Origin of the sequence: Pseudooceanicola endophyticus, assembly GCF_018760365.1 — a bacterium.
Classification (GTDB): Bacteria; Pseudomonadota; Alphaproteobacteria; order Rhodobacterales; family Rhodobacteraceae; genus Pseudooceanicola; species Pseudooceanicola endophyticus.
This window is the reverse complement of sequence record NZ_JAHIAB010000001.1, coordinates 717,022-743,130: the sequence shown is the minus strand read 5'-3', so window position 1 is coordinate 743,130 and position 26,109 is coordinate 717,022. Positions and strand designations below refer to the sequence as shown.

Genomic DNA, 26,109 nt, shown 5'->3' with positions numbered 1-26,109 from the left:
GATGCCATCGCCCCGGCGATGTCGCATCTGCCGCCCTTCCTGGTGATCTGGTCGGTCTACCTGCTGACCTCGGTGCTGACCGAGCTGGTGTCCAACAACGCCGTCGCCGTGGTGATGACCCCGATCGCGGTGGGCCTGGCCGGCGCCATGGGGATCGATGCGCGCCCCCTGGTGATCGCGGTGATGATCGCCGCCTCGGCAAGCTTCGCCACCCCCATCGGCTACCAGACCAACACCCTGGTCTACGGGCCCGGCGGCTACCGCTTCTCGGATTTCCTGAGGATCGGCATCCCCCTCAACCTCTCCATGGGCCTCATCGTCTCCGCAGCCATCAGGGTCCTGTGGCTGTAAGGCTCAGGGCAGCAGCTCAGCGACCCAGGCGGGGACGATCCGGCTGGCCGGGCCCTGGCGGACCTCGGCGAAATCGCTGAAGACGGCGGAAGCCTCCAGGTTCAGTTCCACCGTATGGGCGCCGGCGGCATCGGCGGCCTGGACGAAACCCGCCGCCGGATAGACCTGCCCCGAGGTGCCGATGGCGGCAAACAGCGTACAGCTTTCCAGATGCCCGATGATCTCTTCCATGTGGTAGGGGATCTCTCCGAACCAGACGATGTCGGGGCGGCCCCGGGGCGCGCCACAGGCGGGGCAGGGCTCGGGCACGCGCATCTGGAGGGGGGCGGGCCAGCGGTGATCGCAGGCGGCGCAGAGCGCCTGGTCCAGCGATCCGTGCATGTGCAGCACCTGCGCCCCGGCAGCCTCGTGCAGGGCATCGACGTTCTGGGTCACGATGATCACCTCGCCCGGGAAGTGGCGCTGCAATTCGGCCAGCGCGGTGTGGGCGGGGTTTGGACGGGCCTGCGCGGCGGCGGCGCGGCGGGCGTTGTAGAAGCCCTGCACCAGCACGGGATCGCGGGCGAAGGCTTCGGGGGTGGCGACATCCTCCAGCCGGTGGTTTTCCCACAGCCCGCCACTGTCGCGGAAGGTGTTGATGCCGCTCTCGGCCGAGATTCCGGCCCCGGTCAGGATCACGATCTTCTCCATCCGCCCTTTTCCCCGTCTGTTCATCGCTCTAGCTTGCAGGAAGACTGCCACAGCCGGAGCCGCCATGACCACCTCGATCCTGTTCGTCTGTCTGGGAAACATCTGCCGTTCGCCCTCTGCGGAGGGAGTGACGCGGGCGCTGGCGCCCGGGCTGACGCTCGATTCCGCCGGAACCGGCGGCTGGCACGCCGGAGAGGCGCCCTACGGACCGATGCAGCAGGCCGCTGCGGCGCGGGGCTATGACCTGTCGGGGCTGCGGGCCCGCCAGTTCCGCCGCGCCGATTTCGACGATTTCGACCTGATCCTGGCGATGGATGCCCAGAACCTTGAGGATATCGAGGCGCAGCGCCCGGCGGGCAGGGACACGCCGGTGCGCCTGTTCACCGATTACCTGCCCGAGGCCTCGGCGCATTTCGGCGCGACCGAGGTGCCCGACCCCTGGTACACGCGCGACTTCGACGGCGCCCTCGACCTGATCGAGGACTGCGCGAAGGGCCTGCTGGCCCGCCTCGGGCGGGTGTGACTCCTCAGGAGCAGCTGTTCTGCGCGGCGGTGCCGAAGATCGTGTAGCGGCTCCAGAAGGCGCGCTGGTCGCCGGAGGGGGACTGCCGCAGATCGTCGATCATCTCGGGTTTCATCATCAGCTTGGCGGCCAGCTTCTGATCGCCGCGCCCCAGCGTCTGGTTGGCCACGGCCTGCAGGCAGGAGCAGACGCGGGCATTGGCCTGGCGCTGTCCGCTGCTCATGCAGGCATTGTCGATGGGACCGGCCTGACCGGCCTGCGGCAGCGCGCACAGCACAAGTGCCGAAAAGGCGAGGGCCGTAATCGGGAAAAGACCGCCTCTGAGGGCGGTGCGGAAGGTGCCTGTCATGTTTCTGCCCCTGGCTTCTGCCATACTGAAGACCTGCCCGCCCGGTCCGGCTTAAGCCGTTGTCGGGGACGGTTCCCGGCCCGCTTGCCCGGGCCGAAGATGGCCCGGATGCTGAGGGATTCGCGGCTTTCAGGCAACGGTTTGTCGCGGGCGGTGGCGGGGTTCCGCCGATGCCGCTTGCCTTTCTGTCCGCAGGCGCAAAGCGCCCCGTGGCCAAGCCTGCAAGGCGGCGGAGATCGGCGATGAGGCGCGCGTCCCCGGGGGTGGCGTCGCCGGGTGATCGGGACCGGCGGATTGCCGCTGCGGCAGGGCCGCGCGCCGGGATGCGGGGCCCCGCCCTGCACGGCCCGGACCCCGACCCCGGACGAAGGTCGCAAAACAGCTGGCCGGGGGGCGCTTCGGACGCATCTGGCCACTTGCCAAAACGCCTTTTCCCCCGCATATGCTGCCCATCATGATCGATCTCGCGCATATCCGTAACTTCTCCATCGTTGCCCATATCGACCACGGGAAATCCACCCTGGCCGACCGGCTGATCCAGTCCACGAACACCGTTTCCGAGCGGGAAATGAAGGAGCAGCTGCTCGACGCGATGGATATCGAGCGCGAGCGGGGCATCACGATCAAGGCGAACACCGTCCGCATCGAATATATCGCCGACAATGGCGAGCTTTATGTCCTCAACCTGATCGATACCCCCGGACACGTCGACTTCGCCTATGAGGTCTCGCGCTCCATGCATGCCGTCGAAGGCTCCCTGCTGGTTGTCGACAGCACGCAAGGGGTCGAGGCGCAGACGCTGGCCAACGTCTACCAGGCCATCGACGCCAACCACGAGATCATCCCGGTCCTCAACAAGATCGACCTGCCCGCGTCCGAGCCCGAGCGCATCAAGGAGCAGATCGAGGACGTCATCGGCATCGACGCCTCCGAGGCGCTGCTGGTCTCGGCGAAGTCCGGCCTCGGCATCCACGAGACGCTGGAGGCGATCTGCCACAAGCTGCCCGCGCCCAAGGGCGACCGCGACGCGCCGCTGAAGGCGATGCTGGTCGATTCGTGGTACGACAGCTACCTGGGCGTCGTCGTCCTTGTCCGTATCATGGACGGGGTGATGAAGAAGAACGACCGCGTGAAATTCATGCGCAACGGCACGATCCACCAGATCGACCGGATCGGCGTCTTCCGCCCCGCGATGCAGAACGTCGACGAACTTGGGCCCGGCGAGATCGGCTTCATCACCGCCTCGATCAAGCAGGTGCGCGATACCAAGGTCGGCGACACGATCACCCACGAGAAGAAGGGCACCGACAAGCCGCTGCCGGGCTTCAAACCCTCGATCCCCGTGGTGTTCTGCGGTCTCTTCCCGGTGGATTCCGCGGAATTCGAGGACCTGCGCGACGCGATCGAGAAACTGGCGCTGAACGATGCCTCCTTCTCCTATGAGATGGAGACCTCGGCGGCGCTCGGCTTCGGCTTCCGCTGCGGCTTCCTGGGGCTGCTGCACCTAGAGGTGATCCGCGACCGGCTGGAGCGCGAATACGATATCGAGCTGATCACCACGGCGCCGTCGGTGGTCTATCATGTCTTCATGAAGGACGGGACGATGCAGGAGCTGCACAACCCCGCCGACATGCCCGACCTGACCTATGTCGATCATATCGAGGAACCCCGGATCAAGGCGACCATCATGGTCCCCGACGAATACCTCGGCGACGTGCTGAAGCTGTGCCAGGACCGCCGCGGCATCCAGGAAGAGCTGACCTATGCAGGCACCCGCCCGCTGGTGGTCTACGACCTGCCGCTGAACGAGGTGGTCTTCGATTTCTACGACCGCCTGAAATCGGTCTCCAAGGGCTATGCCTCCTTCGACTACCACCTGACCGGCTACCGCGAGGATAACCTCGTGAAGATGCAGATCCTGGTGAACGACGAGCCGGTCGATGCGCTTTCGATGATGGTGCACCGCGACCGCGCCGAGATGCGCGGCCGGGCCATGTGCGAGAAGCTGAAGGACCTGATCCCGCGCCACATGTTCAAGATCCCGATCCAGGCGGCCATCGGCGGCAAGGTCATCGCGCGCGAGACTCTCTCGGCGCTGCGCAAGGACGTGACGGCGAAATGCTACGGCGGTGACGCCACCCGGAAGCGCAAGCTGCTGGATAAGCAGAAGGCCGGCAAGAAGAAGATGCGCCAGTTCGGCAAGGTGGAGATCCCGCAGGAAGCCTTCATCTCGGCGCTCAAGATGGACAGCTGAGCCCGGTCGGGAGAGCTCTGGAAATGAAAACCCCCTCGGTCTGAACCGAGGGGGTTTTGTCTTGTGCATCGTGCGGGGGCAGTGGGAGGGCAAAGAAGGGGGCTCCGCCCCCGTCCCCTGCGGGGCCTCCCCCGGGATATTTCCGGCCAGATGAAAGAGCCGTCCGCTCCCTGTCATCTGGCCATAAATATCCCCGCCGGAGGCGGAATCTTGGTAAGGGCGGCGGGGGTATCCTGAGTGGCGCCGGTGCCTCTGAGCCTCAGAAGGCCCGTTCCATGGCGGAACCGGCATTCTGGAGGTCGCGCCCGGCGCCCTTGACGGTTTCGCAGGCGGCAAGTCCGCTCAGCAGTGCCAGACAGATGAAAAGTCGGATCATCTTTCCCTCGGGTTGATGTGGTGGTGCGGACAGTCTTAGAGGCGCCGTCCGGCTCCGTCCAGAGCGGGTGCGGAACGCAAAAGGGGCCGGCAAGCCGGCCCCGTACTCGTTACGCTGTCCGGACGCTTACATCTGCGCCTGGGTCTCGGTCGCGGACTGCTGGATGCCCTCGCCGGCGTTCTGGATATCCTGTCCGGCGCCGTGAATCGTCTCGCAGGCGGCGAGGCTCAGAAGGGCGGCGGTCAGGGCGGCAATACGCAGCATGGTCATCTCCTTGGTCCGTTGAACGCTTCATGGGTCAACGCCCTTTGCCGGTGCCGGTTCCCTGGGGGTCGCCACAAATCGCTCGATTTTTAGGTGACGTTGGGTCATCCTGCTGCGGGGAACCGGGCGCCTCCGGGCGTTCCGCGTTGATTTGACACAGGTCAAGGCCGGGAGGGCCTGTCCCCGCATAGATGTCCGGGACCTAGGAGGAAGGAACCCCAGATGATCCGCATGAATCTTCTGCTTCAGCTTGTTGTCGGGGCGGCGCTGGCCGGGATGATGGTGCAGCTGGCCGACGGGTTGCAGATCCTGTCACGGTCGGGCTGGCAACTGCCGGAACTGCTGCCGCTCTGTGCCGTCTGCCTGCTGGCCAGCGGCCCGCTGGTCCGGCGCCTCACGCGCAGCGGGAAGCCTGCGCCGAAACGGATGGCGGGTCGGTCGCTTTCCCGGTCGCTGTCTCAGCCCCTGTCGAGGAACTGCTGAACCGTCGCGATGAATTCGCGCGGCTTGTCGGCATGCAGCCAGTGGCCAGCGCCCTGCAGCTTCGCGAAGCGCGCATGGGGGAAGAGCAGCTTGATGCGGGCCCGGTATTCGGGGCGCATGTAGTCGCTTTCGCTGCCTGAAAGGAACAGGGTCGGGCCCTCGAAGGGGCCGGTCAGATCCTCCGGGAAGGAGAGGATCTTTGCCATTTCGGCCTCCAGCGCGTCGAGGTTCAGCTTCCAGGCCCGTTCCTTGATGTCGAGGCTCTGGGTGAAGAAGCTTTGCAGCGATTTCGGCACGCCGGCGGCGGCCAGCTGGGCCTCGGCTTCGGAACGGCGGGTCAGGCTGTCCAGGTCGACGCTGCGCATGGCGTCGATGAAGTCCTGCTGTGTGTGCCCGTAGCTGACCGGGGCGATGTCTCCGACGATCAGCCGGGCGACCAGCTCGGGCCGCGAGAGCGCCAGCGCCATGGAGGCCTTGCCGCCCATGGAATGCCCCAGCACATGGCAGGGGCGGCCCTCGGCCTCGATCACCCGGGCCAGGTCGGCGGCCATGGCGGGATAGCTGTGTTCGTCCGCGCGGAAGGAGTTGCCGTGGTTGCGCATGTCCACTGCGATCACCGGGCGGTCCTGCGCGATCTGTTTCGCCACCGCGCCCCAGTTGCGCCCGGAGCCGAAAAGCCCGTGGGCGATCAGGAGGGGCGTGGCATCGGCGGGGCCATCATGGCGGATCGTGTTCAGCATGGCCCAGCGATAGCCAAAGCCGCAGCGTCCGACCAGTGGCAAAGCGCGCATGGGCGCCCTGCGGGAAAGGCGGGGATTGGCGGGGGCGGCGGCGCGCGCTACCTTGGCCGCCCAGCAGAAGGAAATGCGCCAGATGGTCGACGCCGAGACATTCCGCCGGGAGGAAGCCCGGCTTGAAACCTTGCTGCGCCGTCGCATGCGGCGCCGGGATGGTGATTTCGAGAGCCTGTTGCTTCTGGCCGGCAAGCGGTTGCCGCGCGGTGCCCAGGGCGCGGCCGAGGAGATCCTGCGCGCCCGTCAGATGATGGGCCATCCGAAACTGGCGCGGCAACTGGACGACAAGGCGCTCAAGCGCAGTTTCCGCACGCTTGAACGCGGGCTGAAGGGTTTTGATCCGAAGGAGCGCCGCGCCCGCATCGCCTACGAGATGGCCAGCGGGCTGGGCATCAACCTTGCGATCCTGTTTCTTCTGCTGATGGCGCTGGCCTGGTGGCAGGGCTGGCTGTGATCGGTTCCGGCGATCAGTCCTGGCCGGGGCGCCAGGGCCCCCGGCGCAGCGTGTCGCGCATCACCAGCGTCACCGTGGCGAAGCTGACGAAGAACAGCAGGTACCAGGCGCCGATCTTCGAGGTCGAGACCAGCTGCCATCGGCCCTGACCCGCATAGGCCCAGGTGCCCGAGAGCGTGCCGATGTTCTCGGCCACCCAGAGCGCGAAGCCGATGCCGAGCGCGGCCAGCGGGAAGGGCATCCAGATCCGCCGCTGGCCCACCCGCCACCACAGCCGGGTGCGCGCGAAGATCACCACCGTGGCAATGAACAGCAGCACCCGGATGTCGGGCAGGTAGTGGTGGGCGAAGAAGTTCACGTAGATCGCCACGGCCAGAAGCACGCTGACCCAGTAGGGCGGGTAGGGGGCGAAGACCGCGTCGAAGATCCGGATCGAGCGCGCGATGTAGCTGCCGACCGAGGCATACATGAAGCCGGTGAACAGCGGCACGTGCAGGATCTTGAAGATCCCGGCCTCCGGATAGCCCCAGGAGCCGTGGTTGACCTTGAACCATTCCATCGCCGTGCCGGTGAAGTGGAAGAGCAGGATCACCTTGGCCTCGTCCCAGGTCTCAAGCCGGGTGGCCAGCAGCACGATCTGGGTGCCGATGGCGATCAGGAACAGCGCGTCGTAACGCTCCAGCGCCCAGCCGGGCTGCCAGATCAGCTTGGTCCCGATGATCGCGCCCAGGATGATGACGGCGAACAGCCCCGCCCAGAGCTGCCGGGCCACGAAGGTCACGGCGGCAGAGAGGAAACCGGCGGGGCGGGGAAGGCTGGGGTCTGAGGCGCTCATGCGGTCTTCATGCGGCTTGCCGCGGGCCCTGTCCAGCGCCCTCAGTCGAACTTGCGGGAGGGCGCCATGACCAGCGCCTCTCCGGCCAGCACGGTCTTGCCCGCGACCTCGCAGCGGCAATCGAGGGTCACCCGGCGGCGGTCGACCTCGATCCCCACGACCTCGACCTCGGCGCGCACCACGTCGCCGGGGCGCACGGGGGCGAGGAATTTCAGCGATTGTCCAAGATAGACCGAGCCATGGCCCGGCAGCTGTTCCCCGATCACCGCCGAGATCAGCCCGGCGGTCAGCATCCCGTGGGCGATGCGCCCGCCGAAGATCGTGTCGCGGGCATAGCTGTCATCCAGATGCACCGGATTGCGGTCGGTCGAGACTTCGGCGAATTTCTCGATATCGGCATCGGTCACCTCTTTGCGCAGGTGCCGGGTCATGCCCATCTCGATATCTTCGATGCAGATCGTGCCGCGCGGGAAATTGTCCATGTACCCTCCTCCGGGAGTCTGTGGGCAGGTCACAATCCGGCGCGGGAGGTGGCCGGATGGGTAATTTTATTACCCATCCGATTGTCTCGGGCAATCCTGCTAAGGTCTTAACGCAGGAAGCCGATGGAGAAGGTCGGTTCCATCTGCGCCTGCTCCAGATAGGCCTTCAGCGCGGCCTCCTCGGGCTGGTCGGTGGTCCGGGTTTCCTTCTCGGCCAGTCCGCCGGTGATGAACAGGCTGTCGATGCCTTCGCCCATGGCGCCCTGGATGTCGGTGTGGATGCCGTCGCCGATCGCCAGGATCCGGTCCGAGGGCACGTCCTTGCCCAGTTTCGCCAGCCGGCGGCGTGCCAGGTCGTAGATCGGCGGATGCGGCTTGCCGAAATAGAGGCTCTCGCCGCCCATCTCGGTGTAAAGCTTGGCCAGCGCGCCGGCGCACCATTCGCGGTGATCGCCGCGGTCCACCACGATGTCGGGGTTGGCACAGAGCAGCTTTAGGCCCTTGGTCTTGGCCAGCAGGAATTCGCCCCGGTAGACCTCGGGATCGGCCATCGGATCAAGCGGGCCGGTGCAGACGATGCCCTCGGCCTCGTCCAGGGGGACGTGGTTGATCTGCATCGGGTTGTCGAGGATCTTCGGCGGCTCGAAGAAGACGGTCTCTTCCTGGCTGCCGATGAACCAGACGTTCTGACCGACGACGCCCTCGAACATCGCGGTGCGCGCGGCGTCGCCCGAGGTGGCGATGGTGTCGTAGCAGCTTTCCGGTGCGCCAAAGCCCACCAGCTGCTTGGTCACGGCGGCGCGGGTGCGCGGAGAGTTCGTCACCAGAACCACGGTGCCGCCCTTGGTGCGATAGGCCTCAAGGGCCGCGACGGCGGCGGGATAGGCGGTGATGCCGTTGTGCACGCAGCCCCAGAGATCGACGAAAAGCGCGTCGTAATCGTCGGAGATGTCGGCGAGGGAGGAAATGATCCGGGTCATGTGATCTCTGGTCCAGGCTGTTGGGCGGTGGGCTCGGGCAGAGATATGGCGCAGATGCCCCCCGGGGGCCAGAGGCGATGCGGATCCCGGTGGCAGGGTTGCGCCGGGGGCACGCCCGTTCAGGCGGTCGGGTCGGCGCGCAGCCCCCGCAGCATGGTGCGCAGCGTGTCGCGCAGGCGCCGTTCGGTGGTGGCATCGTCGATATGCAGGAAGTCGCGCACCAGGCGGGGGTGGTTGAAGCCGATCAGCGCGGTTTGCAGCACCGCCGCCGCATGGGCCGGGTCCGCCAGCGTCGGGATGGTCTGCCGAAGCAGCACCGCGATGGTCGCCTGCATGTCATCCAGGTGCCCGGTCACCACATCGCGCAGCCGGTCCGAAACCTGGCAATAGGCCTCGTGCAGCTCGGGGTCGCGCCGCGCCCCCTCGCGCTTGAGGCGCACGCGCTCGACAAAGAAGGTCTCCAGCCGGTCCTCGGCGCTGCCCGGACCCTCGGCGATCTCCTTCAGGCGGTGGCGGGCGGTGATCAGCCAGCAATCCACCACCGCGTCCAGCAGCGCGGCCTTGTCGCGGAAATGGGCATAGAGGGCGGCATGGCTGACGCCGATCTCGGCCGCGACATCGGTCATCCGCAGGCGGGCATATCCCTGAGAGGTGATGCGGGCGCTGGCAATGCGCACCGCCGTCTGTTTCAGCTCTTCGGCAGAAAGCCCCGTGCGCGGCATCCGATCCTCTCCTCACAGTCTTGCGAGCAATTTAGTTACAAGTTACGGAAAGTGAAAGTTGTAACTCTCCTCTCCAGATTCGAAGGTACACCACCCATGGGTTCCTTGCTCAAGGACCGTCGGGCGATTGCCCTGCTGCTTGCCGCAACACTGACGATCATGTCCAACGCCATCATCAGCCCCGGCCTCGCCGGGATTGCCGACCATTTCAGGGACACGCCCAATGCCGGGCTGCTGACGCGGTTGCTGGTCACCGCCCCCTCTCTGCTGGTGGCGATCTGCGCGCCCATCGCCGGGCATTTCGCCGACAGTTTCGGGCGCAAGCGGATGATCATGACCGGCGCGGCGCTGTTCGCCATCGCCGGGACCGGGGGCCTGTGGCTGCCGACCCTGCCGCTGCTGCTGGCCAGCCGCCTGCTGCTGGGCCTGGCCGTGGCGCTGGTCATGGCGCCGCTGACCGCTCTGGCGGCCGAGTATTTCCACGGCCCCGTGCGCGGCAAGTTCATGGCGCTGCAGATGGCCTTCATGAGCTACGGCGGCGTGGTCTTCATCGGCATCGCCGGTGATCTGGCGGGCCATTCCGCCTTCCTGCCCTTCGTGCTGTATTTCGTCGGCCTGATCTACCTGCCGGTCATGGCGGTTTCCCTGAGCGAACCTGCGCATCACGACCATGCCACGGCCCATGCCCAGGCGGGCGGCGGCGGTCAGCCGGGCTGGGGCCTGATGCTGGGCGTGGCGCTGTTCCTGGGGCTGATGGTCTTTGTCGGCTATTACATCGTGCCCACCCAGATCGCCTTCTACATGGCCGAGATCGGCCATCCGGAGCCGATGGCGGCCTCCATCGTGCTGGTGGCAGCCTTCTTCGCCTCGGGTTCGGTCACCTTCATCTATCCGAAGCTGCGCGCCGCCCTGGGCCGTGCCGGGGTCATGGCCTGCGGCTTCGTGCTGATGTGCGCGGGATTCGAACTGATGGGCCAGTCCTCCAACATGGTCTTCGCCACCATCGCGGGCCTGCTGCTGGGCACCGGCCCGGGGCTGATCGTGCCGACGGTGATGGCCTCGGTCATGGACGTGGCACCGGCCAGGCGGCGCAGCCTGTGCTCGGGTCTGATCGGCACCTCGATCTTCCTCGGCCAGTTCCTGTCGCCCCTGATCTCTCAGCCGATCATCGGGACGCATGGCTTCACCACCGCCTTCTCGATCTTCGGGGTGGCCGCGCTGGTCTGCGCGGGCCTGTCGGTGCTGCTGTTCCGCGAACGCGCGGTGATGCCGGTGCGGGCCTGAAGGAAGGGCCTTGCCGAATGCAAAAGGGGCGCCCCGCGGGGCGCCCCTTTCCGTTCCCGGGTCCGAAACCTCAGACGGCCAGGTTCGGGATGATCTGCTTCTTGCGGGACATGATGCCCGGCAGGACCACGGTGTCGCCCGAAACGGTCGCGCCAAAGCTCTTTTCCGCCACGCCCTTCACCAGGTCGTTGGGGATGAACATGGTGGCTTCCTCGTTCAGGATGTCGACGACGAACAGCAGCACCTCGTCCACGCCATCCTCGGCGGCGACGGCCTTGAAGCTTTCCATCAGCGACGCCTTGCGATCCAGCACGATCTTCGGCGCGGTGGTTTCCAGCACCGAGACGCGGAACTTGGTGCCGCCGACCTCGTATTCCTTCGAATCCATGCGGATCAGTTCCGCATCGGAGAAGGCCGAGACGTCGGATTTCGCTTCGAACATTTCCGAGGCGTAGGACGCGATGTCCAGGTTCAGCTCGGCTGCCAGTTTCTCGGCCAGGGCCTTGTCCACGTCGGTGGTGGTGGGCGAACGGAATTCCAGCGTGTCCGACAGGATGCAGGACAGCATCGCGCCCTTGATGTTGTCGGGCATCTTGGCCGCGGCATCGCCCATCAGGTCGTACATGATGGTCGCGGTGCAGGCGAGCGGCTTGATGGTGATGTCGATCGGACCCTTGGTTTCCAGGCCGCCGACCAGCTTGTGGTGGTCGATGATCTGCACGACGTTGGCGTCGTTGATCGCGGCGGGCAGTTCCGCGGGGTTGTTGGTGTCGACGATGACGACGGTGTCGTCAGCGGTGACTTCGGAAATGATCTCGGGCTTGTCGAAGCCCCATTTCTCCAGGATGAAGGCGGCTTCGGTGTTGGGCTCGCCCAGCAGCTTGGCTTCGGCAGGCTTGCCCTCGACCTCGGAGAGGTACCAGGCCCAGATGATCGGGGAGCCGGTGGAATCGGTGTCGGGGGACTTGTGGCCAAAGACCTTGATCGTCATGAGATGCTTCCGTCGTTGCGAAAAATGGAATCCGCGGCCCTTATAAGTGGGGCGCGAAACGAAGTCACCCGGTCGCGCTGCGGCTTGCGCGAAAACGGCGCAGGGCAGCCACAGGCGCATGTCGGGGCGGCATCGAAGGAGGGAAACGCTGAAGGAAACGGATCTTTACGCCCCGGTGAAGGCCTACCTGGAAGGGCAGGGCTACGCGGTGAAGGCCGAGGTCGCGGGCGCCGATGTCATGGCGATGCGCGGGGATGACCCGGACCCGGTGATCGTCGAGATGAAGACCGCGATGAGCCTGCAGCTGATCCAGCAGGGGATCGACCGGCTGGGGGTGACGGATTTCGTCTATCTTGCGGTGCCGGCGGTGAAGGGGCGCAAGACGCTGGCGCGCCACGTGGCGCTGTGCCGGCGGCTGGGGCTGGGTCTGCTGACGGTGCGGCTGCGCGATGGCTATGTCGAGGCGCAGTGCGATCCCGGTCCCTATGCGCCGCGCAAGGTGAAGGCGCGGCAGGGGCGGCTGCTGCGGGAATTCTCGAAACGGCAGGGCGATCCCAATACGGGGGGCAGCCGGGCGGGCATCGTCACCGCCTACCGCCAGGATGCGCTGCGCTGCGCCGCGCATCTGGCGCTGGCCGGCGCCTGCCGGGGCGCCGAAGTCGCCCGCGCCGCCGCCGTGCCGCGCGCCACCCAGATCATGCGCGACGATCATTACGGCTGGTTCGAGCGGGTGGAGAAGGGGGTCTACGCGCTGCGCCCGGAAGGGCGGGACGCGCTGGAGGCTCAGGCGGCCAGCGGCGCCTGATGGTGCTGGATCATCTGCCAGACGCCGTCGCGCGGCACCCAGCAGGAGGTGCACAGGCAATCGTAATCCGCGCGCCCGGCGTGGCGGGCCCGCGCCCGGTAGGCCAGTACCACGGCGCCATGGTGTTCCGACAGGCGCTGGCCGTGCATCTCGACCGCCTGCCAGCGCGGCGCGGCGCTCAGGGAGCGCAGGATCTCGGCGCCGCGCAGGATGGCGCCGTCGGGAAAGGCCATCAGGCAGGCGGGGGACAGGCGGCGGGCGAAGCGGGCGCTGTCGCCGGTCCAGAGCTGGCGCTCTTGCTGCCAAAGGCGGGTCACGGTTCTGGTCTGCATGGCGGGGCTCCCGGAGGGTGCGATGGCGCTGTGTGGTCAAGACGCCGCAGGGGGCGCCCCGGTTCCCCGGGGCAGGCGATTCTTTTCCCTGCGTGGCAGATCGGTGCCGAGGCCCTTATCCGCAAGGCGGGGTGTCCCCATATCTTGTGGTGCCTTGACCCGACTGCCCGCTTTCTTCGCTCTGCTTCGCAGCAGGAAGTTTTTTCCGGACAGGATCGTTGACAGCTCCGGATCGCTTGCCTATCTCAGGTGCCGTTAGCACTCATCAAGACCGAGTGCTAATGCCCGCCAGGGGCGGGCCCAAGGGAGAAACTTTGAGCCAAGGAGCCTCAGAGATGGCATTCAAACCGCTGCATGACCGTGTGCTCGTCGAGCGCGTCGAAAGCGAAGCAAAGACCGCCGGCGGTCTGATCATCCCCGACAGCGCTAAAGAAAAGCCCGCCGAGGGCAAGGTCATTGCCGTTGGCGAAGGCGCCAAGGATGATGCTGGCAACCGCGTTGCCATGGACGTCAAGGAAGGCGACCGCATCCTGTTCGGCAAGTGGTCCGGTACCGAGATCACGCTGGACGGCAAAGAGCTGCTGATCATGAAGGAAAGCGACATCATGGGCGTCATCGCCTGATCCTCACGGATTGGCACTGACCCTGATCGCTGACCCCCGTACTAGAATTTCAGGAGAGAGACATGGCTGCTAAGGACGTCAAGTTCAACACCGACGCTCGCAACAAGATGCTCAAGGGCGTCAACATCCTCGCCGACGCCGTCAAGGTGACCCTGGGCCCGAAAGGCCGCAACGTGGTCCTCGACAAGTCCTTCGGCGCACCGCGCATCACCAAGGACGGTGTCTCGGTCGCCAAGGAAATCGAACTGGAAGACAAGTTCGAGAACATGGGCGCACAGATGGTGAAGGAAGTTGCTTCCCGCACCAACGACGAAGCCGGTGACGGTACCACCACCGCAACCGTGCTGGCTCAGGCCATCGTCAAGGACGGCCTGAAGGCCGTTGCCGCCGGCATGAACCCGATGGATCTGAAGCGCGGCATCGACATGGCAACCGCCAAGGTCGTCGAAGCCATCAAAGCCGCTTCGCGCCCCGTCAACGACTCGGGCGAAGTTGCTCAGGTCGGCACCATCTCGGCCAACGGCGAAGAAGCCATCGGCAAGATGATCGCGGACGCGATGCAGAAAGTCGGCAACGACGGCGTGATCACCGTCGAAGAAGCCAAGGGCATGGAAACCGAAGTGGATGTCGTCGAAGGCATGCAGTTCGACCGTGGCTACCTGTCGCCCTACTTCGTGACCAACGCCGACAAGATGGTTGCCGAGCTGGATGACTGCATCATCCTGCTGCACGAGAAGAAACTCTCCTCGCTGCAGCCGCTGGTTCCCCTGCTGGAGCAGGTCATCCAGTCGCAGAAGCCCCTGCTGATCATCGCCGAAGACGTCGAGGGCGAAGCCCTGGCGACCCTCGTCGTGAACAAGCTGCGCGGCGGTCTGAAGATCGCAGCCGTCAAGGCACCGGGCTTCGGTGATCGCCGCAAGGCCATGCTGCAGGACATCGCGATCCTGACCGGCGGCCAGGTGATCTCGGAAGATCTGGGCATGAAGCTCGAGAATGTCACCATGGACATGCTGGGCTCGGCCAAGACCGTCACCATCACCAAGGACGAGACCACCATCGTCGACGGCGCTGGCGACAAGGCAGAGATCGAAGCACGCGTTGCCCAGATCCGCACCCAGATCGAGGAAACCTCCTCGGACTACGACCGTGAGAAGCTGCAAGAGCGCGTGGCCAAGCTGGCCGGCGGTGTTGCCGTGATCAAGGTCGGCGGCTCGACCGAAGTCGAAGTGAAAGAGCGCAAGGACCGCGTTGATGACGCCCTGAACGCGACCCGCGCGGCCGTTCAGGAAGGCATCGTGGTCGGCGGCGGCGTTGCCCTGGTTCAGGGTGGCAAGGCGCTGGAAGGCCTCGTCGGCTTCAACTCCGACCAGAACGCCGGTATCGCCATCGTGCGCCGCGCGATCGAAGCGCCGCTGCGCCAGATCGCCGAAAACGCCGGTGTCGACGGTGCCGTGGTTGCCGGCAAGGTTCGCGAATCCGAAGACCTGAACTTCGGCTTCAACGCGCAGACCGAAGAATATGGCAACATGTTCGAATTCGGCGTCATCGACCCCGCGAAAGTGACCCGCACCGCGCTGGAAGACGCTTCTTCCATCGCAGGCCTGCTGATCACCACCGAAGCAATGGTGGCCGACAAGCCGGTGAAGGACGCGCCCGCAGGTGGCGGCATGCCCGACATGGGCGGCATGGGCGGCATGATGTAATTCATCCGAACATTCGGGCTTCGGCCCGGCGGGAAAGGGGGGCTTCGGCCCCCCTTTTTCGTTTGCGGGCAATCGGTTCCGGTAAACGCCAAGGTGCGGATACCAGGGTCCGGACACGGAAACGGCTGCAAATTCATCACATGCGTTAAAGATTTGCGATATATCGCCGCTCTGCCGCATCCGGGGGGCTGCACCGCCCGGGCCGCGCGGTACAGTTGATCCGGTGCGGGGCCCAGTGCCCGCAATGTCAGATTTGAGCCGGGATTATTGGTATGGCGAAGAACGTGAAGATCACCATGCGGCTGTTCGAGCCCGGGGACGAAGTCCGGGTCGGCAACGTGCTGACCCAGGGGTACGAGACCCCGGCAGAGGCGCGTCTGGTCAGCACCCTGCGCGACAACGGCGACATGGCGGTCGAGCTTCTGGCCTTCGATGCACGGGACGAGGCCGTCGGCTATATCGGCTTTTCGCGCCATGTCAGCCCCGAGGACTGGTTCGCGCTGTCCTCGCTTTCGGTGATTCCCAGCTACCATGGCAGCGGCATCGGTGCCGATCTGATCCGCTACGGGCTGGATTATGCCCGCCGGGCGCGGGCGGCGGCGGTCACCGTGCTGGGCGACGGGCGCTACTACCAGCGCTTCGGTTTCACCTACAAGGCGGCGCAGAACCTCTCGACTCCCTATGATGCGCAGCAGACGCTGATGTATCCGATCAAGCCCGGTACTGCCTTCGCCCATGAGCGCCTGGTCTATGCCGAGGCCTTCGACGCCCTGGACATGGCGCCTACGCGCTGAGGGTCTTCCGCCCGCCCGCTGCGCCGTGCTAGCGGGGGGCATGACTGACAGAGCTTGCGCCAGCGCCGCCGGAGTTGCGGCATGATTCCGTTCCATTTTACCGGTGCCCGGGTGCTGCGCCCGGGCGGGCTGATCGAAACGCCCGTCGGGATCACCGAGGGGCGGATCGTCGATGCGCCCTGCGGACGGGCGGTGGATGCCTCGGGCTTCCTGCTACTGCCGGGGATCGTCGATCCCCATGGTGACGGCTTCGAACGCCACCTGGCGCCGCGCCGGGGCGCCATGCTCGACATGGGCGACGGGCTGGCGATGCTGGCGGTCGAGCTGGCCGCGAACGGCATCACCACCGCCATGCTGGCGCAGTTCTGGTCCTGGGAGGGGGGGATGCGCGGCCCCGATTTCGCCCGTGCCATGCTGGAGGCCCACGCCGCCGTGGCGCCGCTTCAGGCGGTGGACCTGCGCGTGCAGCTGCGGGTCGAGAGCCATCTTCTGGACGATTTCGACGCCATTGCCGCCTGCGTGGAGCGCTTCGGGGTCGGCTATGTCGTGTTCAACGATCACCTGCCGCACCGCCAGCTGTCGGAGGGGCGCAAACCGCCGCGTCTGACCGGACAGGCGCTTAAGAGCGGACGCTCTCCGGAGGCGCATCTGGCGCTGATGCAGGCGCTGCATCAGCGCAGCGCCGAGGTCGGCCCGGCGGTGGCGGCGCTGGTGGCGCGCCTGCCCGGCGTGCGCTTCGGCAGCCATGATGACGACAGTGCTGAACGGCGGGCCTTCTGGCGGGCGCTTGGCGCCGGGATCTCGGAGTTTCCCGAGACGCTTGAGGCCGCGCAGGCCGCCGTCGCGGCTGGCGAGCCGGTGATCATGGGTGCGCCCAACGTGGTGCGCGGCGCCTCTCATGCCGGCAAGGTTTCGGCGCAGGCGCTGATCGGGCAGGGGCTCTGCGCGGCGCTCGCGTCGGATTACCATTACCCGGCGCCGCGCCAGGGCGCGCTGAAACTGGCGGAAACGATGGGGCTGGAAGCCGCCTGGGCGCTGGTGTCGGACGGGCCGGCGCGGGTTCTGGGGATGACGGATCGTGGCCGGATCGAGGCCGGGCTGCGCGCCGACCTGCTGCTGCTGGACCCCGAGACGGGGCGCGTCGGCGCGACCGTGGCGGGCGGGCGGCTGGCCTACCTGGGGCCGGAGATGGCCTCCCGGTTCTTCGGGTGATGGGGGAGGGGGCGCTGCCCCCTCTTGAGCCCTGTGGGCTCAATTCACCCCCGAGGTATTTCGGACAAGAAAATGGATCAGGCCTGCTGCGGCTTGACGTGGTTCGCATGGCCCATCTTGCGGCCCGGGCGGCTTTCGGCCTTGCCATAGAGGTGCAGCGCGGTGCCGGGGCGGGCGGCGAGGGTGGGAACCTCGTCCATGTCGTCGCCGATCAGGTTCTGCATCACCACGTCGGAATGGCGCGAGCCGTCCCCCAGCGGCCAGCCGGTGACGGCACGGATGTGCTGTTCGAACTGGTCGGTGGCGCAGCCGTTCTGGGTCCAGTGGCCGGAATTGTGGACGCGGGGGGCGACCTCGTTCACCAGCAGGCCCTGGGGGGTGACGAAAAGTTCGACCCCCATGACGCCGACGTAGTCCAGCGCGTTCAGGATCCGGCCCGCGAGGATGATGGCATCGGTGCGCAGGCGCGCGGGGATGCCGGCGGGTACGGTGGTCTCGCGCAGGATGCCTTCGCGGTGGACGTTGCGCCCCGGATCGAAGCAGGCGACGGAGCCGTCGAGGCCACGCGCCGCAATGACCGAGATCTCCATCGTGAAATCGACGAAGCCTTCGAGGATGGCGGGGGCGCCCTTCATCTCGGCAAAGGCCTGGGCCGCCTGGGTGGCGTCGGTGATGCGCACCTGGCCCTTGCCGTCATAGCCGAAGCGGCGGGTCTTCAGGATCGCCGGGGCGCCCAGATCGGCCAGCGCCTGTTCCAGGGCGGCAAGGTCGGGGACATCCGCATAGGGCGCGGTGGTCAGGCCGAGGCCGGTCAGGAAGTCCTTTTCGGTCAGCCGGTCCTGCGAGATCCGCAGCACTTCGCGGTTCGGACGGATCGGCTTGAGGGCTTCGATCACGTCGAGGGCCGAAGTGGGGATGTTCTCGAACTCGTAAGTCACCACGTCGACCGAGGCGGCGAAGGCCTTCAGCGCCTCGGTGTCTTCGTAGGAGGCGGTGGTGAGCGCATGGGCCACGTCGGCGGCGGGCGGGTTGGCGCCCGGCTCGAAGACATGGGTGCGGAAGCCCAGACGCGAAGCCGCGACGGAGAGCATCCGGCCCAGCTGGCCGCCGCCCAGGATGCCGATGGTCGAACCGAGGGGAAGCACGTCAGTCATCGGAAGGCACCTCGGGGATCGAAGCCGACAGGGCCGCGCGCCAGGCCTCCAGCCGTTCGGCCAGGGCCGCGTCGGACACGGCCAGGATGCCGGCCGCCATCAGGCCCGCGTTCGCGGCACCGGCCGAGCCGATGGCCATGGTCGCCACGGGAAAGCCCTTCGGCATCTGCAGGATGGAATAGAGGCTGTCGAGGCCCGAGAGCGCCCGCGTCTGCACCGGCACGCCGATCACCGGCACACGGGTCTTCGAGGCCATCATGCCGGGCAGGTGCGCAGCCCCGCCCGCGCCCGCGATGATCACGTGCAGGCCACGGTCCACGGCGGTCTTGCCGTAGTCCCACAGCCGGTCCGGGGTGCGGTGCGCCGAGACGATCCGCGTCTCGTAGGCCACGCCCAGCTCGTCGAGAATGGTGGCGGCTTCCTTCATGGTGGGCCAGTCCGACTGGCTGCCCATGATGATCCCGACCTTGACCTCGCTCATGCCTTGCCTCCTGAATATCGGAGCCTTGGCTTATAGAGATTTCACGCGCAGGGGCAATTGCTCTCGGCGCGGCGCCGAAAACCGCCGCCCTTGCATTTTCTTGTCCGAAATACCTCGGGGGAGGCGGCCGCAGGCCGACGGGGGCGGAGCCCCCGGCCCGGCAGGTCTCAGGCGATGATGTCGGGGGTCAGGCGGTCCTCGATCAGCCGGATCTTGTCCTTAAGCACCAGCTTCTTCTTTTTCAGCCGCTGCAGCGTCAGGGCATCTGCGCGCCCCTGTTCGTGCAGGGCGAAGATGGCATCGTCGAGGTCACGGTGTTCGCGCCGGAACACCTCAAGCTCCACCTTCAGGACCTCGTCGGTTTTCATGGAGAGATCATTGAAGGCGTTCATGGCTGATTCGATCACTGGTTGTCGGGATCTTAGGATAGGCCAGGACGGGCAGGATCGCAAAGCTCTTGCAGCCGCTGGCCGCTCTACCCATATTGAAATCAGCGGGTTCGCCGATGTCGGGGATCCGCGTGATACGTCGCTTAGACAAAGGACGCGATCGGATGAGCAAGCTGACCCTGGGGTCCCACCCCTATCTTCTCGGGTTCGAACAGCTGGAGCGGCTGCTGGAGCGCAGCGCCAAGTCCGGCAACGAGGGCTATCCGCCCTTCAATATCGAACAGACCTCCGCCTATTCCTATCGGATCACGCTCGCCGTGGCGGGCTTTGCCGAGGATGACCTGGCCATCACGCTCGAGGATCGCCAGCTGGTGATCCGCGGCCGCCAGGGCGACGAGGAGGAAGAACGTGTCTTCCTGCACCGCGGCATCGCCGCCCGCCAGTTCCAGCGCAGCTTTGTGCTGGCCGAGGGCGTCGAGGTCGGTGAGGCGGTGATGGAGAACGGACTTCTGCACGTGGACCTCACCCGGGCCGAGCCCGAGCGGATCGTGCAGCGCATCTCGATCAGGAAAGGATGAAGACCATGGACCACAAGTACGCATTCGATTTCGGCGATGACCGGACCGTCTATGTCCGCGCCGTGCGCATCGAGGACCTGCCCGAGGATGTGCGCGAACAGGTGCCGGGCATGACGCAGCTCTTTGCGGTGCACAATGCCGAGGGCGAGCGCCTGGCGCTGGTCAAGGAACGCAGCCTCGCCTTCGCCCTGGCGCGCGAGAACGACCTGGCGCCGGTCACGGTGCATTGACCTTGAAGTGAGCCTGGGCGGATGATGGCTGGGCTGACGATGGATTGAACGGGGCGCTGGCGGCGGGCCGGGCTGGGGGCTCTGCCCCCGTCGGCCTTGCCGACACCCCCGGGATATTTTCGGCCAGATGAGAGCGAGCCCGGGGCTGGCGGAATGTCCGGAAGGGCTCCGGCGGCGGGAGGCGCGGGGCCCTTTTGTTTGGGGCGCATGAGAAAGGCCCTTCCCAGGGGAAGGGCCTTCTTTCTTGTCGCGAGGGGGCGCTGTTCAGGCGGCGGCTTCGCCGCCTTCGGCGAGGCCCGCCTCGGCCAGGAAACGCTCTGCATCCAGAGCGGCCATGCAGCCCATGCCCGCCGAGGTCACCGCCTGGCGGTACTTGTGGTCGGTCAGGTCGCCGGCGGCGAAGACGCCGGGCACCGAGGTCTCGGTCGAGCCGGGGTTCACCTTGACGTAGCCGCCGTGGTGCAGCTCCAGCTGGTCCTTCACCAGCTCGGAGGCCGGCGCGTGGCCGATGGCGATGAAGACGCCCTTGGCGGGGATCTCGGATTCAGCGCCGCTGCGCACGTCGCGGACCTTGATGCCGGTCACGCCCTTGGGCGTGTCCTCGCCCACCACCTCGACCAGCTCGTGGAACCACAGCGGTTCGATCTTGGGGTTCTTCGACATGCGGTCGATCAGGATCTTCTCGGCGCGCAGCTCGTCGCGGCGGTGGATCAGCGTCACCTTGGAGGCGAAGTTGGTCAGGAACAGCGCCTCTTCCACGGCGGTGTTGCCACCGCCGATCACCACGATCTCCTGGCCGCGGTAGAAGAAGCCGTCGCAGGTGGCGCAGGCCGAGACGCCGAAGCCCTTGAAGGCCTCTTCGGAGTCAAGGCCCAGCCACTTGGCGCGGGCGCCGGTGGCCAGGATCACCGCGTCGGCGACATATTCCGTGCCCGAGTCGCCCTTTGCCACGAAGGGACGTTTCGACAGGTCGAGATCGGTGATGATGTCGCCGACGATCTCGCAGCCCATCGCCTTGGCATGGGCCTCCATGTTGACCATCAGCTCGGGGCCCTGGATCTCGGCGACGCCGGGCCAGTTCTCGACTTCGGTGGTGGTGGTCAGCTGGCCGCCGGGTTCGATCCCCTGCACCAGGATCGGCTCCAGCATGGCGCGGCTGGCATAGACACCGGCGGTGTAGCCGGCGGGGCCGGAGCCGATGATCAGAACCTTGGTCTTGCGAGTCTCGGCCATGTCAGCCCTCCGCTCATCTTGGGAATTCAGAAACGGGTCCTACTTAGGCTGCCCCCGGGCGCCGCGCAAGACGAGCCGCGAGATGACAAGATTGTGCGGCAGGGCGCCGGAGGTCGGAGTCATATGTTGCGCGAGGTTGAAACATTATTGCGCAGGGATTTGGCGCTGCTATAAGAAACGCAATAACGGAGAGAGCACAGGCATGGCCGGAAACCGTCTAGATCCCATCGACCGCAAGATCCTTGCCGAACTGCAGGCCGATGGACGCATGACCAACGTCGAACTGGCAAAACGCGTCGGAATCTCCGCGCCGCCCTGCCTGCGCCGGGTGCGCACCCTGGAAGAGGCGGGCTATATCCGGGGCTACCACGCCGAGGTCGATGCCCGCGAACTGGGCTTCGAGGTGCAGGTCTTCGCCTCGGTCGGGCTGGTCAGCCAGGCCGAGACCGATCTGGTCGCCTTCGAGGAAAAGTGCCGTTCCTGGCCGCTGGTCCGGGAATGCCACATGCTGAACGGCGAGGTCGATTTCATCCTGAAATGCGTGGCGCCCGACTTGTCGACCTTCCAGCGCTTCCTGACCGGGCAGCTGACCTCGGCCGAAAATGTCGCCAGCGTGAAGACCTCTCTGGTGATCCGCGGCGCCAAGGACGAGCCCGGCGTGCCCTTCGAGATCCTCGAGGAACGGCTGACCCGCGAGGCCTGAGGCCCTAGTCTTCGGGCTGGGGCGGGGGCTCTTGCGCCTTGCGGCGGGCGATCAGCGCCTCCCGGGGTGGCCCCCGGCGATAGGGCACATGCCCGGCGGCCTTGGCCGCCGCCGCGATCTGGCGCTGAAGACGTTCCTCCTGCTTGCGCATGGCCGTTCCTTTCCCGCACACCCGGACGGCAGTCTGGGCGCGCGGGGTTACCGCCCGCTTGCGGCGCGGGCGGAAGCTGCCTTGCATTCAAGACAAATTACAGCCGGATGACCGAGATCAGCCGCCCGTAATCGGCGGCGCCCTCATGGGTGGTGCGCCGGTAGGAGAAGAAACGCCCGGGATCGGAATAGGTGCAGTGCCCGATCCATTCGGCCTGGGCGATGCCGGCGCTGCGCAGCCGGTGCAGCCCGTAGGAGGGCAGGTCGAACTGCATCCGATCCGCCGTCCCCCCGGCGAAGAAGCGGCTGTTGTCGGGATCCTGGTCCAGGAAGGCGTCAAGGAATTCGGGGCCGACCTCGTAGGCCTTCTGGCTGATGGTGGGGCCGATGGCGGCGGTGATGTTGCTGCGGCTTGCCCCGAGGGATTCCATCGCCTCGATCGTGGCCTCAAGCACGCCGTCCAGCGCACCGCGCCAGCCGGCATGGGCCGCGCCCACCACCTGCGCCACCGGGTCCTGGAACAGCACCGGCTGGCAATCCGCCGTCAGGATCGCCAGCGCGACGCCGGGGGTGGCGGTGGCCATGCCGTCGGCCTCGGGTGCGGTGTCGAAGGGGCCGGTGGTGGTGACGGCGCGGGCGGAATGCACCTGTTTCACCTGCGCCAGCGTGCCCGGGGGCACGTCCATCGCCTGGGCGACCCGCGCCCGGTTGATCGAGACGATCTCGGCCTGGTCGGTCGAGGAGGCGCCGCAGTTCAGCCCCGAGAAGATGCCTGAAGAGGCGCCTCCCTTGCGGGTGAAGAAGCCGTGGCGGGCGGGGCGAAGTACCGGGGATGTCAGGATTTCAAGCGTCATGGAGGTCCAGCGGCGGGGCGGCTTCAAGGCCGGGGGGCGGCATCTGCCCCTCGGGGTAGAGCGCGAGTACCTTGAAGAGCGTCCCCATTTCATTGGGGTGGGTCAAGCGGCGATGTGCGGCGATGTGGGACTCAAGCGCCGCACCGCCAAGCCGGGAGGCCAGGGCGCGGGCCCGTTCGGTGATGCCAAGGCGTTCCAGAAAGACCCCCTGCGGGGTCATCGCGGCATGGCGGGCCGGGGCGGCGGCGCGGGCGAGCTGTTCGAAATCCACGTGCGCCGTCAGGTCGGCCAGCCCGGGTTCGGCATAGGGATCGACCGGCGCATGGGCCTTCAGCGCCTGGAAGGTATCCCCCCCGGAGCGCCAGTCGCCGTAATCGACGATCAGCGCGGCGCCACCGAATCGGGCGATGCGGGCGCCGATCCCGGCGGCGATGGCCTGACCGGCGGGGCAGAGTTCGACGATGTCGCCATCGCGGGTGTCGAGGCGGCGCAGCGCCAGCGCGGGCTCGGGGGTGATGCCGGTCAGCCCGGGGGTCAGGCGGTCGCCCTCAAGCCCGACGCGGCGTTCCCGCCAGCCATGGCCGTCGCGCTGGAACTGGCGGATCGGCAGGGCATCGAAGAATTCGTTCGCCAGCAGGAACAGGGGTCCGTCGGGCAGGTCTTCCAGGGTGTCGTGCCACTGCGGGTCATGGGCCGAAAGGCGCTCGGACTGGGCGGCGCGCAGCGGTCCGGAGGCCTCGACCAGGTGCAGGCGCAGGGCGGCGTGGAAACCCGGAACGCCCTGCGTCGCGCGCAGCACGTCGGCCATCAGCGTGCCGCGCCCTGGGCCCAGCTCTGCCAGGACGAAGGGGGCGGGCGCCCCCTGGTCCAGCCAGCTTTGTGCCAGCGCCAGGCCCAGCATCTCTCCGAACATCTGGGAGATTTCCGGGGCGGTGGTGAAATCGCCCGCCGCCCCCAGCGGATCGCGGGTGGCATAGTAGCCAAGGCCCGGATGCAGCAGGCATTCGGCGATGTAGTCCGACAGCTTCATCGGCCCGTCGAGGGCGATGCGCTCTGCGAGAAGGCGGGCGAGCGGCGTCACGGGCGCGCCCGGCGCCCGAAGGCCAGGATGAAGATCAGCCCCAGCAGGATCATCGGCGTGGAGAGCAGCTGGCCCATGGTCAGCCCGTATTCGGCGGTGAAGCGCAGCACATGGCCATGGGGGTTGTCCGGCGTGATGAACTGGGCATCGGCCAGGCGGAAGAATTCCACGATGAAGCGGGCGATGCCGTAGCCCATGACGAAGATGCCGGTCAGCAGGCCGGGGCGTTTCAGCGTGCGGGTGCCGAAGGCCAGGATCAGCAGCAGGGTGCCCAGGATCAGCCCCTCCAGCCCGGCCTCGTACAGCTGCGAGGGGTGGCGGGCGCAGGGGCCGATGACGCCGGCGCAGGTCTGTGCCTCGGGCGAGGGGAAGATCACGCCCCAGGGCAGATCGGTCGGGCGGCCCCAGAGCTCTCCGTTGATGAAGTTGGCGATGCGGCCCAGCATCAGCCCCGGAGGGGCCGCCAGCGCCAGCATGTCCATGGTGGAACGGATCGGCAGCCCGTATTTGCGGCAGAACACCAGCATGGCCACGGTGACGCCCAGAAGGCCGCCATGGAAGGACATGCCGCCGTTCCAGACCTGCAGGATCTGGGCGGGATGCGAGAGGTAGTAGGCGGGCTCGTAGAACAGGACGAAGCCCAGCCGACCGCCCAGGACGACGCCCAGGATCAGCCAGGTCATCAGGTCGTCAAGCTGGGTGCGGCTCATGGGGCCGGTGTCGCCGGGCCAGAGCCGGGCGCGGGAGATGGCGGCGCGGGCAAGCAGCCATCCGATGACGATACCGACGAGGTAGGCCATGGCGTACCAGCGCAGCGACAGGGTAAGGCCCATGAGGTGGATCGAGACGATCTCGGGCGAGATATCGGGGAAGGGAATGGCGGCGTGCATGGCGGGGTTCTGCCGTATGGTTCAGGTCCAGGTCAAGCGGACCGCAGGGTTGTTGCCGCCTGCGCTCCGGGTCATATAGGGGGCAGATGTAACAGCCACGCGAGAGGCGGCCAGATGCAGACGAGAAACAAGTTCTTCGACGACATGTCGCAGCTCATGACCAATGCCATGGGCGTTGCCCAGGGCGCCAAGGCCGAGGCCGAGACCGCCTTCAGCTCGATGATCGACCGCTGGATGGCCGAGCGCGATTTCGTCACCCGCGAGGAATTCGACGCGGTGCGCCTGATGGCCCAGAAGGCCCGCGAGGAAAACGCGGCCCTGCTGGCGCGGATCGAGGCGCTGGAAGCCAAGAAGGCCTGAGGCTGCGGCCTGCGGCAGCTTTGAGGGGCGTCCGACGGCGGGCGCCCTTTTTTTGTGGGGTTTCGGGGGGGGGTGGCGGGGGCTACCACGCGCAGACCTGCTTGTCGGCGCGCACCACCAGGCCGTTCCGGGCCCTGGGAAAATCCTTCAGGATCGACGCGATCATCGGCCCGATCACCGGGGCGAGGTCGCCGCACTGATCGCGGCTGGTGGCCCGGCCCGTGAAGACCTGCTTGCCGGTGGTGGTGTCGGTCATCTCGAGGGTCACTTCGCGGGCATAGAGGATCCTGGTGCGGTATTCGATTCGGTAGCCGATCAGGCCGCGGATCGGCACCCGGCGGGTCTTGCCGTCCTTGCCGGTCACCCGGTCGAAGCCGATGGTGCCGTATTCGGGCACCTCCACACGCTCGGTCACTTTTTCGCCGGGGCCGATCCTGTAGCCGAGGCGGGCGGTCAGGCGGGCCGCGCTGCGCTCGGTGACGAAGGCGAAGTCCTTCTCGGCGAGGGCACCGGCCAGCTTGCCGGCGAAGACGGGCCAGCGGGGATCGGCGGGGTCGGTTTCGGCGCCGGGCTGGATGAAGACGGTCCGGGGGCTGAGGTCGGCGGGAATGGCCGAGCTGCCGGTGACGTTGGAATTCACGATGGTGCAGGCGCCAAGGGCCAGGATGGCGGCACAGAGCACGAGGATGCGGGACATGGGGCCTC

At 66.8% G+C, this 26,109-nt stretch carries 35 protein-coding genes; 15 read left to right on the top strand and 20 right to left on the bottom strand.

Annotated elements, in window-relative coordinates:
* On the top strand, window positions 1-351 hold a 351-nt coding region (locus tag KM176_RS03645), incomplete at its 5' end, for an SLC13 family permease (protein ID WP_215558754.1).
* 3 nt (window positions 352-354) lie between these two features.
* On the opposite strand, the gene KM176_RS03640 is transcribed toward KM176_RS03645, so the two are convergent.
* The gene (locus KM176_RS03640) at window positions 355-1,041 is read right to left on the bottom strand and encodes an NAD-dependent deacylase (RefSeq protein WP_160896258.1); all 687 of its coding nucleotides are present in this window, start codon (window positions 1,039-1,041) and stop codon (window positions 355-357) included.
* 64 nt (window positions 1,042-1,105) lie between these two features.
* Here KM176_RS03640 and KM176_RS03635 point away from each other — a divergent pair, with 64 nt between their 5' ends.
* Window positions 1,106-1,564, top strand: coding sequence for a low molecular weight protein-tyrosine-phosphatase (locus KM176_RS03635; RefSeq protein ID WP_160896259.1), 459 nt, complete (start codon window positions 1,106-1,108; stop codon window positions 1,562-1,564).
* Window positions 1,565-1,568: 4 nt separating this feature from the next.
* Here the strand turns inward: KM176_RS03635 and KM176_RS03630 are convergent, their stop codons facing one another.
* The gene (locus KM176_RS03630; RefSeq protein WP_160896260.1) at window positions 1,569-1,913 is read right to left on the bottom strand and encodes a hypothetical protein; all 345 of its coding nucleotides are present in this window, start codon (window positions 1,911-1,913) and stop codon (window positions 1,569-1,571) included.
* Window positions 1,914-2,367: 454 nt separating this feature from the next.
* On the opposite strand from KM176_RS03630, the gene lepA reads away from it, so the two are divergent.
* The gene (lepA, locus tag KM176_RS03625) at window positions 2,368-4,167 is read left to right on the top strand and encodes a translation elongation factor 4 (RefSeq protein ID WP_160896261.1); all 1,800 of its coding nucleotides are present in this window, start codon (window positions 2,368-2,370) and stop codon (window positions 4,165-4,167) included.
* A 259-nt stretch (window positions 4,168-4,426) separates the two neighbouring features.
* Here lepA and KM176_RS03620 read toward each other — a convergent pair whose 3' ends face one another.
* Window positions 4,427-4,543: an entericidin A/B family lipoprotein gene (locus KM176_RS03620; protein ID WP_160896262.1), complete on the bottom strand. Its 117-nt coding sequence runs from the start codon at window positions 4,541-4,543 to the stop codon at window positions 4,427-4,429.
* A 126-nt stretch (window positions 4,544-4,669) separates the two neighbouring features.
* Window positions 4,670-4,807 carry an entericidin A/B family lipoprotein gene (locus tag KM176_RS03615; RefSeq protein WP_160896263.1) on the bottom strand — a complete coding sequence of 46 codons (138 nt, stop codon included), beginning with the start codon at window positions 4,805-4,807 and terminating at the stop codon, window positions 4,670-4,672.
* A gap of 222 nt (window positions 4,808-5,029) precedes the next feature.
* On the opposite strand from KM176_RS03615, the gene KM176_RS03610 reads away from it, so the two are divergent.
* On the top strand, window positions 5,030-5,290 hold the full coding sequence (locus KM176_RS03610) for a hypothetical protein (RefSeq protein WP_160896264.1): 261 nt from the start codon (window positions 5,030-5,032) through the stop codon (window positions 5,288-5,290).
* On the opposite strand, the gene KM176_RS03605 is transcribed toward KM176_RS03610, so the two are convergent.
* Entirely contained in the window at window positions 5,266-6,030 is a 765-nt protein-coding gene (locus KM176_RS03605) for an alpha/beta fold hydrolase (RefSeq protein WP_160896382.1), read from the bottom strand. The two genes, KM176_RS03610 and KM176_RS03605, sit on opposite strands and share 25 nt — an antisense overlap.
* A 133-nt stretch (window positions 6,031-6,163) precedes the next feature.
* On the opposite strand from KM176_RS03605, the gene KM176_RS03600 reads away from it, so the two are divergent.
* Window positions 6,164-6,538 (top strand): hypothetical protein, encoded by a 375-nt coding sequence (locus tag KM176_RS03600; RefSeq protein WP_160896265.1) that lies wholly within the window; start codon window positions 6,164-6,166, stop codon window positions 6,536-6,538.
* A gap of 13 nt (window positions 6,539-6,551) precedes the next feature.
* Here KM176_RS03600 and KM176_RS03595 read toward each other — a convergent pair whose 3' ends face one another.
* The 4 genes from KM176_RS03595 to KM176_RS03580 all read right to left on the bottom strand — a co-directional run bounded on the left by KM176_RS03595 (window position 6,552) and on the right by KM176_RS03580 (window position 9,557).
* Window positions 6,552-7,373, bottom strand: a complete 822-nt coding sequence (locus KM176_RS03595) for a DUF817 domain-containing protein (RefSeq protein ID WP_160896266.1) — start codon at window positions 7,371-7,373, stop codon at window positions 6,552-6,554.
* Between the two features lie 41 nt (window positions 7,374-7,414).
* Window positions 7,415-7,855, bottom strand: coding sequence for a MaoC family dehydratase (locus KM176_RS03590; RefSeq protein ID WP_160896267.1), 441 nt, complete (start codon window positions 7,853-7,855; stop codon window positions 7,415-7,417).
* A gap of 107 nt (window positions 7,856-7,962) precedes the next feature.
* The gene (locus tag KM176_RS03585; protein WP_160896268.1) at window positions 7,963-8,835 is read right to left on the bottom strand and encodes a TIGR01459 family HAD-type hydrolase; all 873 of its coding nucleotides are present in this window, start codon (window positions 8,833-8,835) and stop codon (window positions 7,963-7,965) included.
* 119 nt (window positions 8,836-8,954) lie between these two features.
* Window positions 8,955-9,557: a TetR/AcrR family transcriptional regulator gene (locus tag KM176_RS03580; RefSeq protein ID WP_160896269.1), complete on the bottom strand. Its 603-nt coding sequence runs from the start codon at window positions 9,555-9,557 to the stop codon at window positions 8,955-8,957.
* A gap of 96 nt (window positions 9,558-9,653) precedes the next feature.
* Between KM176_RS03580 and KM176_RS03575 the strand changes: the two genes are divergently transcribed.
* Window positions 9,654-10,841: an MFS transporter gene (locus tag KM176_RS03575; RefSeq protein WP_160896270.1), complete on the top strand. Its 1,188-nt coding sequence runs from the start codon at window positions 9,654-9,656 to the stop codon at window positions 10,839-10,841.
* 70 nt (window positions 10,842-10,911) lie between these two features.
* On the opposite strand, the gene KM176_RS03570 is transcribed toward KM176_RS03575, so the two are convergent.
* Window positions 10,912-11,832, bottom strand: coding sequence for a manganese-dependent inorganic pyrophosphatase (locus KM176_RS03570; protein ID WP_160896271.1), 921 nt, complete (start codon window positions 11,830-11,832; stop codon window positions 10,912-10,914).
* Between the two features lie 118 nt (window positions 11,833-11,950).
* Here KM176_RS03570 and KM176_RS03565 point away from each other — a divergent pair, with 118 nt between their 5' ends.
* Window positions 11,951-12,637 (top strand): DUF2161 domain-containing phosphodiesterase, encoded by a 687-nt coding sequence (locus tag KM176_RS03565; RefSeq protein WP_160896272.1) that lies wholly within the window; start codon window positions 11,951-11,953, stop codon window positions 12,635-12,637.
* On the opposite strand, the gene KM176_RS03560 is transcribed toward KM176_RS03565, so the two are convergent.
* The gene (locus KM176_RS03560) at window positions 12,616-12,969 is read right to left on the bottom strand and encodes a nuclear transport factor 2 family protein (protein WP_160896273.1); all 354 of its coding nucleotides are present in this window, start codon (window positions 12,967-12,969) and stop codon (window positions 12,616-12,618) included. The genes KM176_RS03565 and KM176_RS03560 overlap by 22 nt on opposite strands.
* 335 nt (window positions 12,970-13,304) lie before the next feature.
* Between KM176_RS03560 and groES the strand changes: the two genes are divergently transcribed.
* The 4 genes from groES to KM176_RS03540 all read left to right on the top strand — a co-directional run bounded on the left by groES (window position 13,305) and on the right by KM176_RS03540 (window position 17,301).
* Entirely contained in the window at window positions 13,305-13,592 is a 288-nt protein-coding gene (gene groES / locus KM176_RS03555) for a co-chaperone GroES (RefSeq protein WP_160896274.1), read from the top strand.
* A 62-nt stretch (window positions 13,593-13,654) separates the two neighbouring features.
* Window positions 13,655-15,295 (top strand): chaperonin GroEL, encoded by a 1,641-nt coding sequence (gene groL, locus KM176_RS03550; RefSeq protein WP_160896275.1) that lies wholly within the window; start codon window positions 13,655-13,657, stop codon window positions 15,293-15,295.
* Window positions 15,296-15,567: 272 nt separating this feature from the next.
* Window positions 15,568-16,089, top strand: coding sequence for a GNAT family N-acetyltransferase (locus KM176_RS03545; RefSeq protein ID WP_160896276.1), 522 nt, complete (start codon window positions 15,568-15,570; stop codon window positions 16,087-16,089).
* A gap of 81 nt (window positions 16,090-16,170) precedes the next feature.
* Window positions 16,171-17,301, top strand: coding sequence for an alpha-D-ribose 1-methylphosphonate 5-triphosphate diphosphatase (locus KM176_RS03540; protein ID WP_160896277.1), 1,131 nt, complete (start codon window positions 16,171-16,173; stop codon window positions 17,299-17,301).
* Between the two features lie 77 nt (window positions 17,302-17,378).
* Here KM176_RS03540 and KM176_RS03535 read toward each other — a convergent pair whose 3' ends face one another.
* The 3 genes from KM176_RS03535 to KM176_RS03525 form a co-directional block, all read right to left on the bottom strand.
* Window positions 17,379-18,455 carry a 5-(carboxyamino)imidazole ribonucleotide synthase gene (locus KM176_RS03535; protein ID WP_160896278.1) on the bottom strand — a complete coding sequence of 359 codons (1,077 nt, stop codon included), beginning with the start codon at window positions 18,453-18,455 and terminating at the stop codon, window positions 17,379-17,381.
* Entirely contained in the window at window positions 18,448-18,936 is a 489-nt protein-coding gene (gene purE / locus KM176_RS03530; protein ID WP_160896279.1) for a 5-(carboxyamino)imidazole ribonucleotide mutase, read from the bottom strand. The genes KM176_RS03535 and purE overlap by 8 nt, the downstream gene beginning before the upstream one ends.
* A 167-nt stretch (window positions 18,937-19,103) precedes the next feature.
* Window positions 19,104-19,328 carry a YdcH family protein gene (locus KM176_RS03525; protein WP_160896280.1) on the bottom strand — a complete coding sequence of 75 codons (225 nt, stop codon included), beginning with the start codon at window positions 19,326-19,328 and terminating at the stop codon, window positions 19,104-19,106.
* Window positions 19,329-19,489: 161 nt separating this feature from the next.
* Here KM176_RS03525 and KM176_RS03520 point away from each other — a divergent pair, with 161 nt between their 5' ends.
* Complete coding sequence (locus KM176_RS03520; protein WP_160896281.1) at window positions 19,490-19,903, top strand: Hsp20 family protein; 414 nt, start codon at window positions 19,490-19,492, stop codon at window positions 19,901-19,903.
* A 5-nt stretch (window positions 19,904-19,908) separates the two neighbouring features.
* A complete protein-coding gene (locus KM176_RS03515) occupies window positions 19,909-20,133 on the top strand; it encodes a DUF1150 family protein (RefSeq protein WP_160896383.1) in 225 nt (74 codons plus the stop codon).
* A 264-nt stretch (window positions 20,134-20,397) separates the two neighbouring features.
* Here KM176_RS03515 and trxB read toward each other — a convergent pair whose 3' ends face one another.
* On the bottom strand, window positions 20,398-21,366 hold the full coding sequence (trxB, locus tag KM176_RS03510) for a thioredoxin-disulfide reductase (protein WP_160896282.1): 969 nt from the start codon (window positions 21,364-21,366) through the stop codon (window positions 20,398-20,400).
* A 202-nt stretch (window positions 21,367-21,568) separates the two neighbouring features.
* On the opposite strand from trxB, the gene KM176_RS03505 reads away from it, so the two are divergent.
* Window positions 21,569-22,069, top strand: a complete 501-nt coding sequence (locus KM176_RS03505) for an Lrp/AsnC family transcriptional regulator (protein WP_160896283.1) — start codon at window positions 21,569-21,571, stop codon at window positions 22,067-22,069.
* A 4-nt stretch (window positions 22,070-22,073) separates the two neighbouring features.
* Here KM176_RS03505 and KM176_RS03500 read toward each other — a convergent pair whose 3' ends face one another.
* The 4 genes from KM176_RS03500 to lgt form a co-directional block, all read right to left on the bottom strand.
* Window positions 22,074-22,220 carry a hypothetical protein gene (locus KM176_RS03500; protein ID WP_160896284.1) on the bottom strand — a complete coding sequence of 49 codons (147 nt, stop codon included), beginning with the start codon at window positions 22,218-22,220 and terminating at the stop codon, window positions 22,074-22,076.
* A gap of 97 nt (window positions 22,221-22,317) precedes the next feature.
* The gene (gene pgeF, locus KM176_RS03495; protein WP_160896285.1) at window positions 22,318-23,073 is read right to left on the bottom strand and encodes a peptidoglycan editing factor PgeF; all 756 of its coding nucleotides are present in this window, start codon (window positions 23,071-23,073) and stop codon (window positions 22,318-22,320) included.
* On the bottom strand, window positions 23,063-24,154 hold the full coding sequence (locus tag KM176_RS03490; RefSeq protein ID WP_375372135.1) for a class I SAM-dependent methyltransferase: 1,092 nt from the start codon (window positions 24,152-24,154) through the stop codon (window positions 23,063-23,065). The genes pgeF and KM176_RS03490 overlap by 11 nt, the downstream gene beginning before the upstream one ends.
* A complete protein-coding gene (gene lgt / locus KM176_RS03485; protein WP_160896286.1) occupies window positions 24,151-25,044 on the bottom strand; it encodes a prolipoprotein diacylglyceryl transferase in 894 nt (297 codons plus the stop codon). Before lgt ends, KM176_RS03490 begins: the two co-directional genes overlap by 4 nt.
* 114 nt (window positions 25,045-25,158) lie before the next feature.
* Here lgt and KM176_RS03480 point away from each other — a divergent pair, with 114 nt between their 5' ends.
* Window positions 25,159-25,404, top strand: a complete 246-nt coding sequence (locus tag KM176_RS03480) for an accessory factor UbiK family protein (protein WP_160896287.1) — start codon at window positions 25,159-25,161, stop codon at window positions 25,402-25,404.
* Window positions 25,405-25,486: 82 nt separating this feature from the next.
* Here the strand turns inward: KM176_RS03480 and KM176_RS03475 are convergent, their stop codons facing one another.
* Complete coding sequence (locus KM176_RS03475) at window positions 25,487-26,101, bottom strand: hypothetical protein (RefSeq protein ID WP_160896288.1); 615 nt, start codon at window positions 26,099-26,101, stop codon at window positions 25,487-25,489.
* Window positions 26,102-26,109 lie beyond the last annotated feature (8 nt).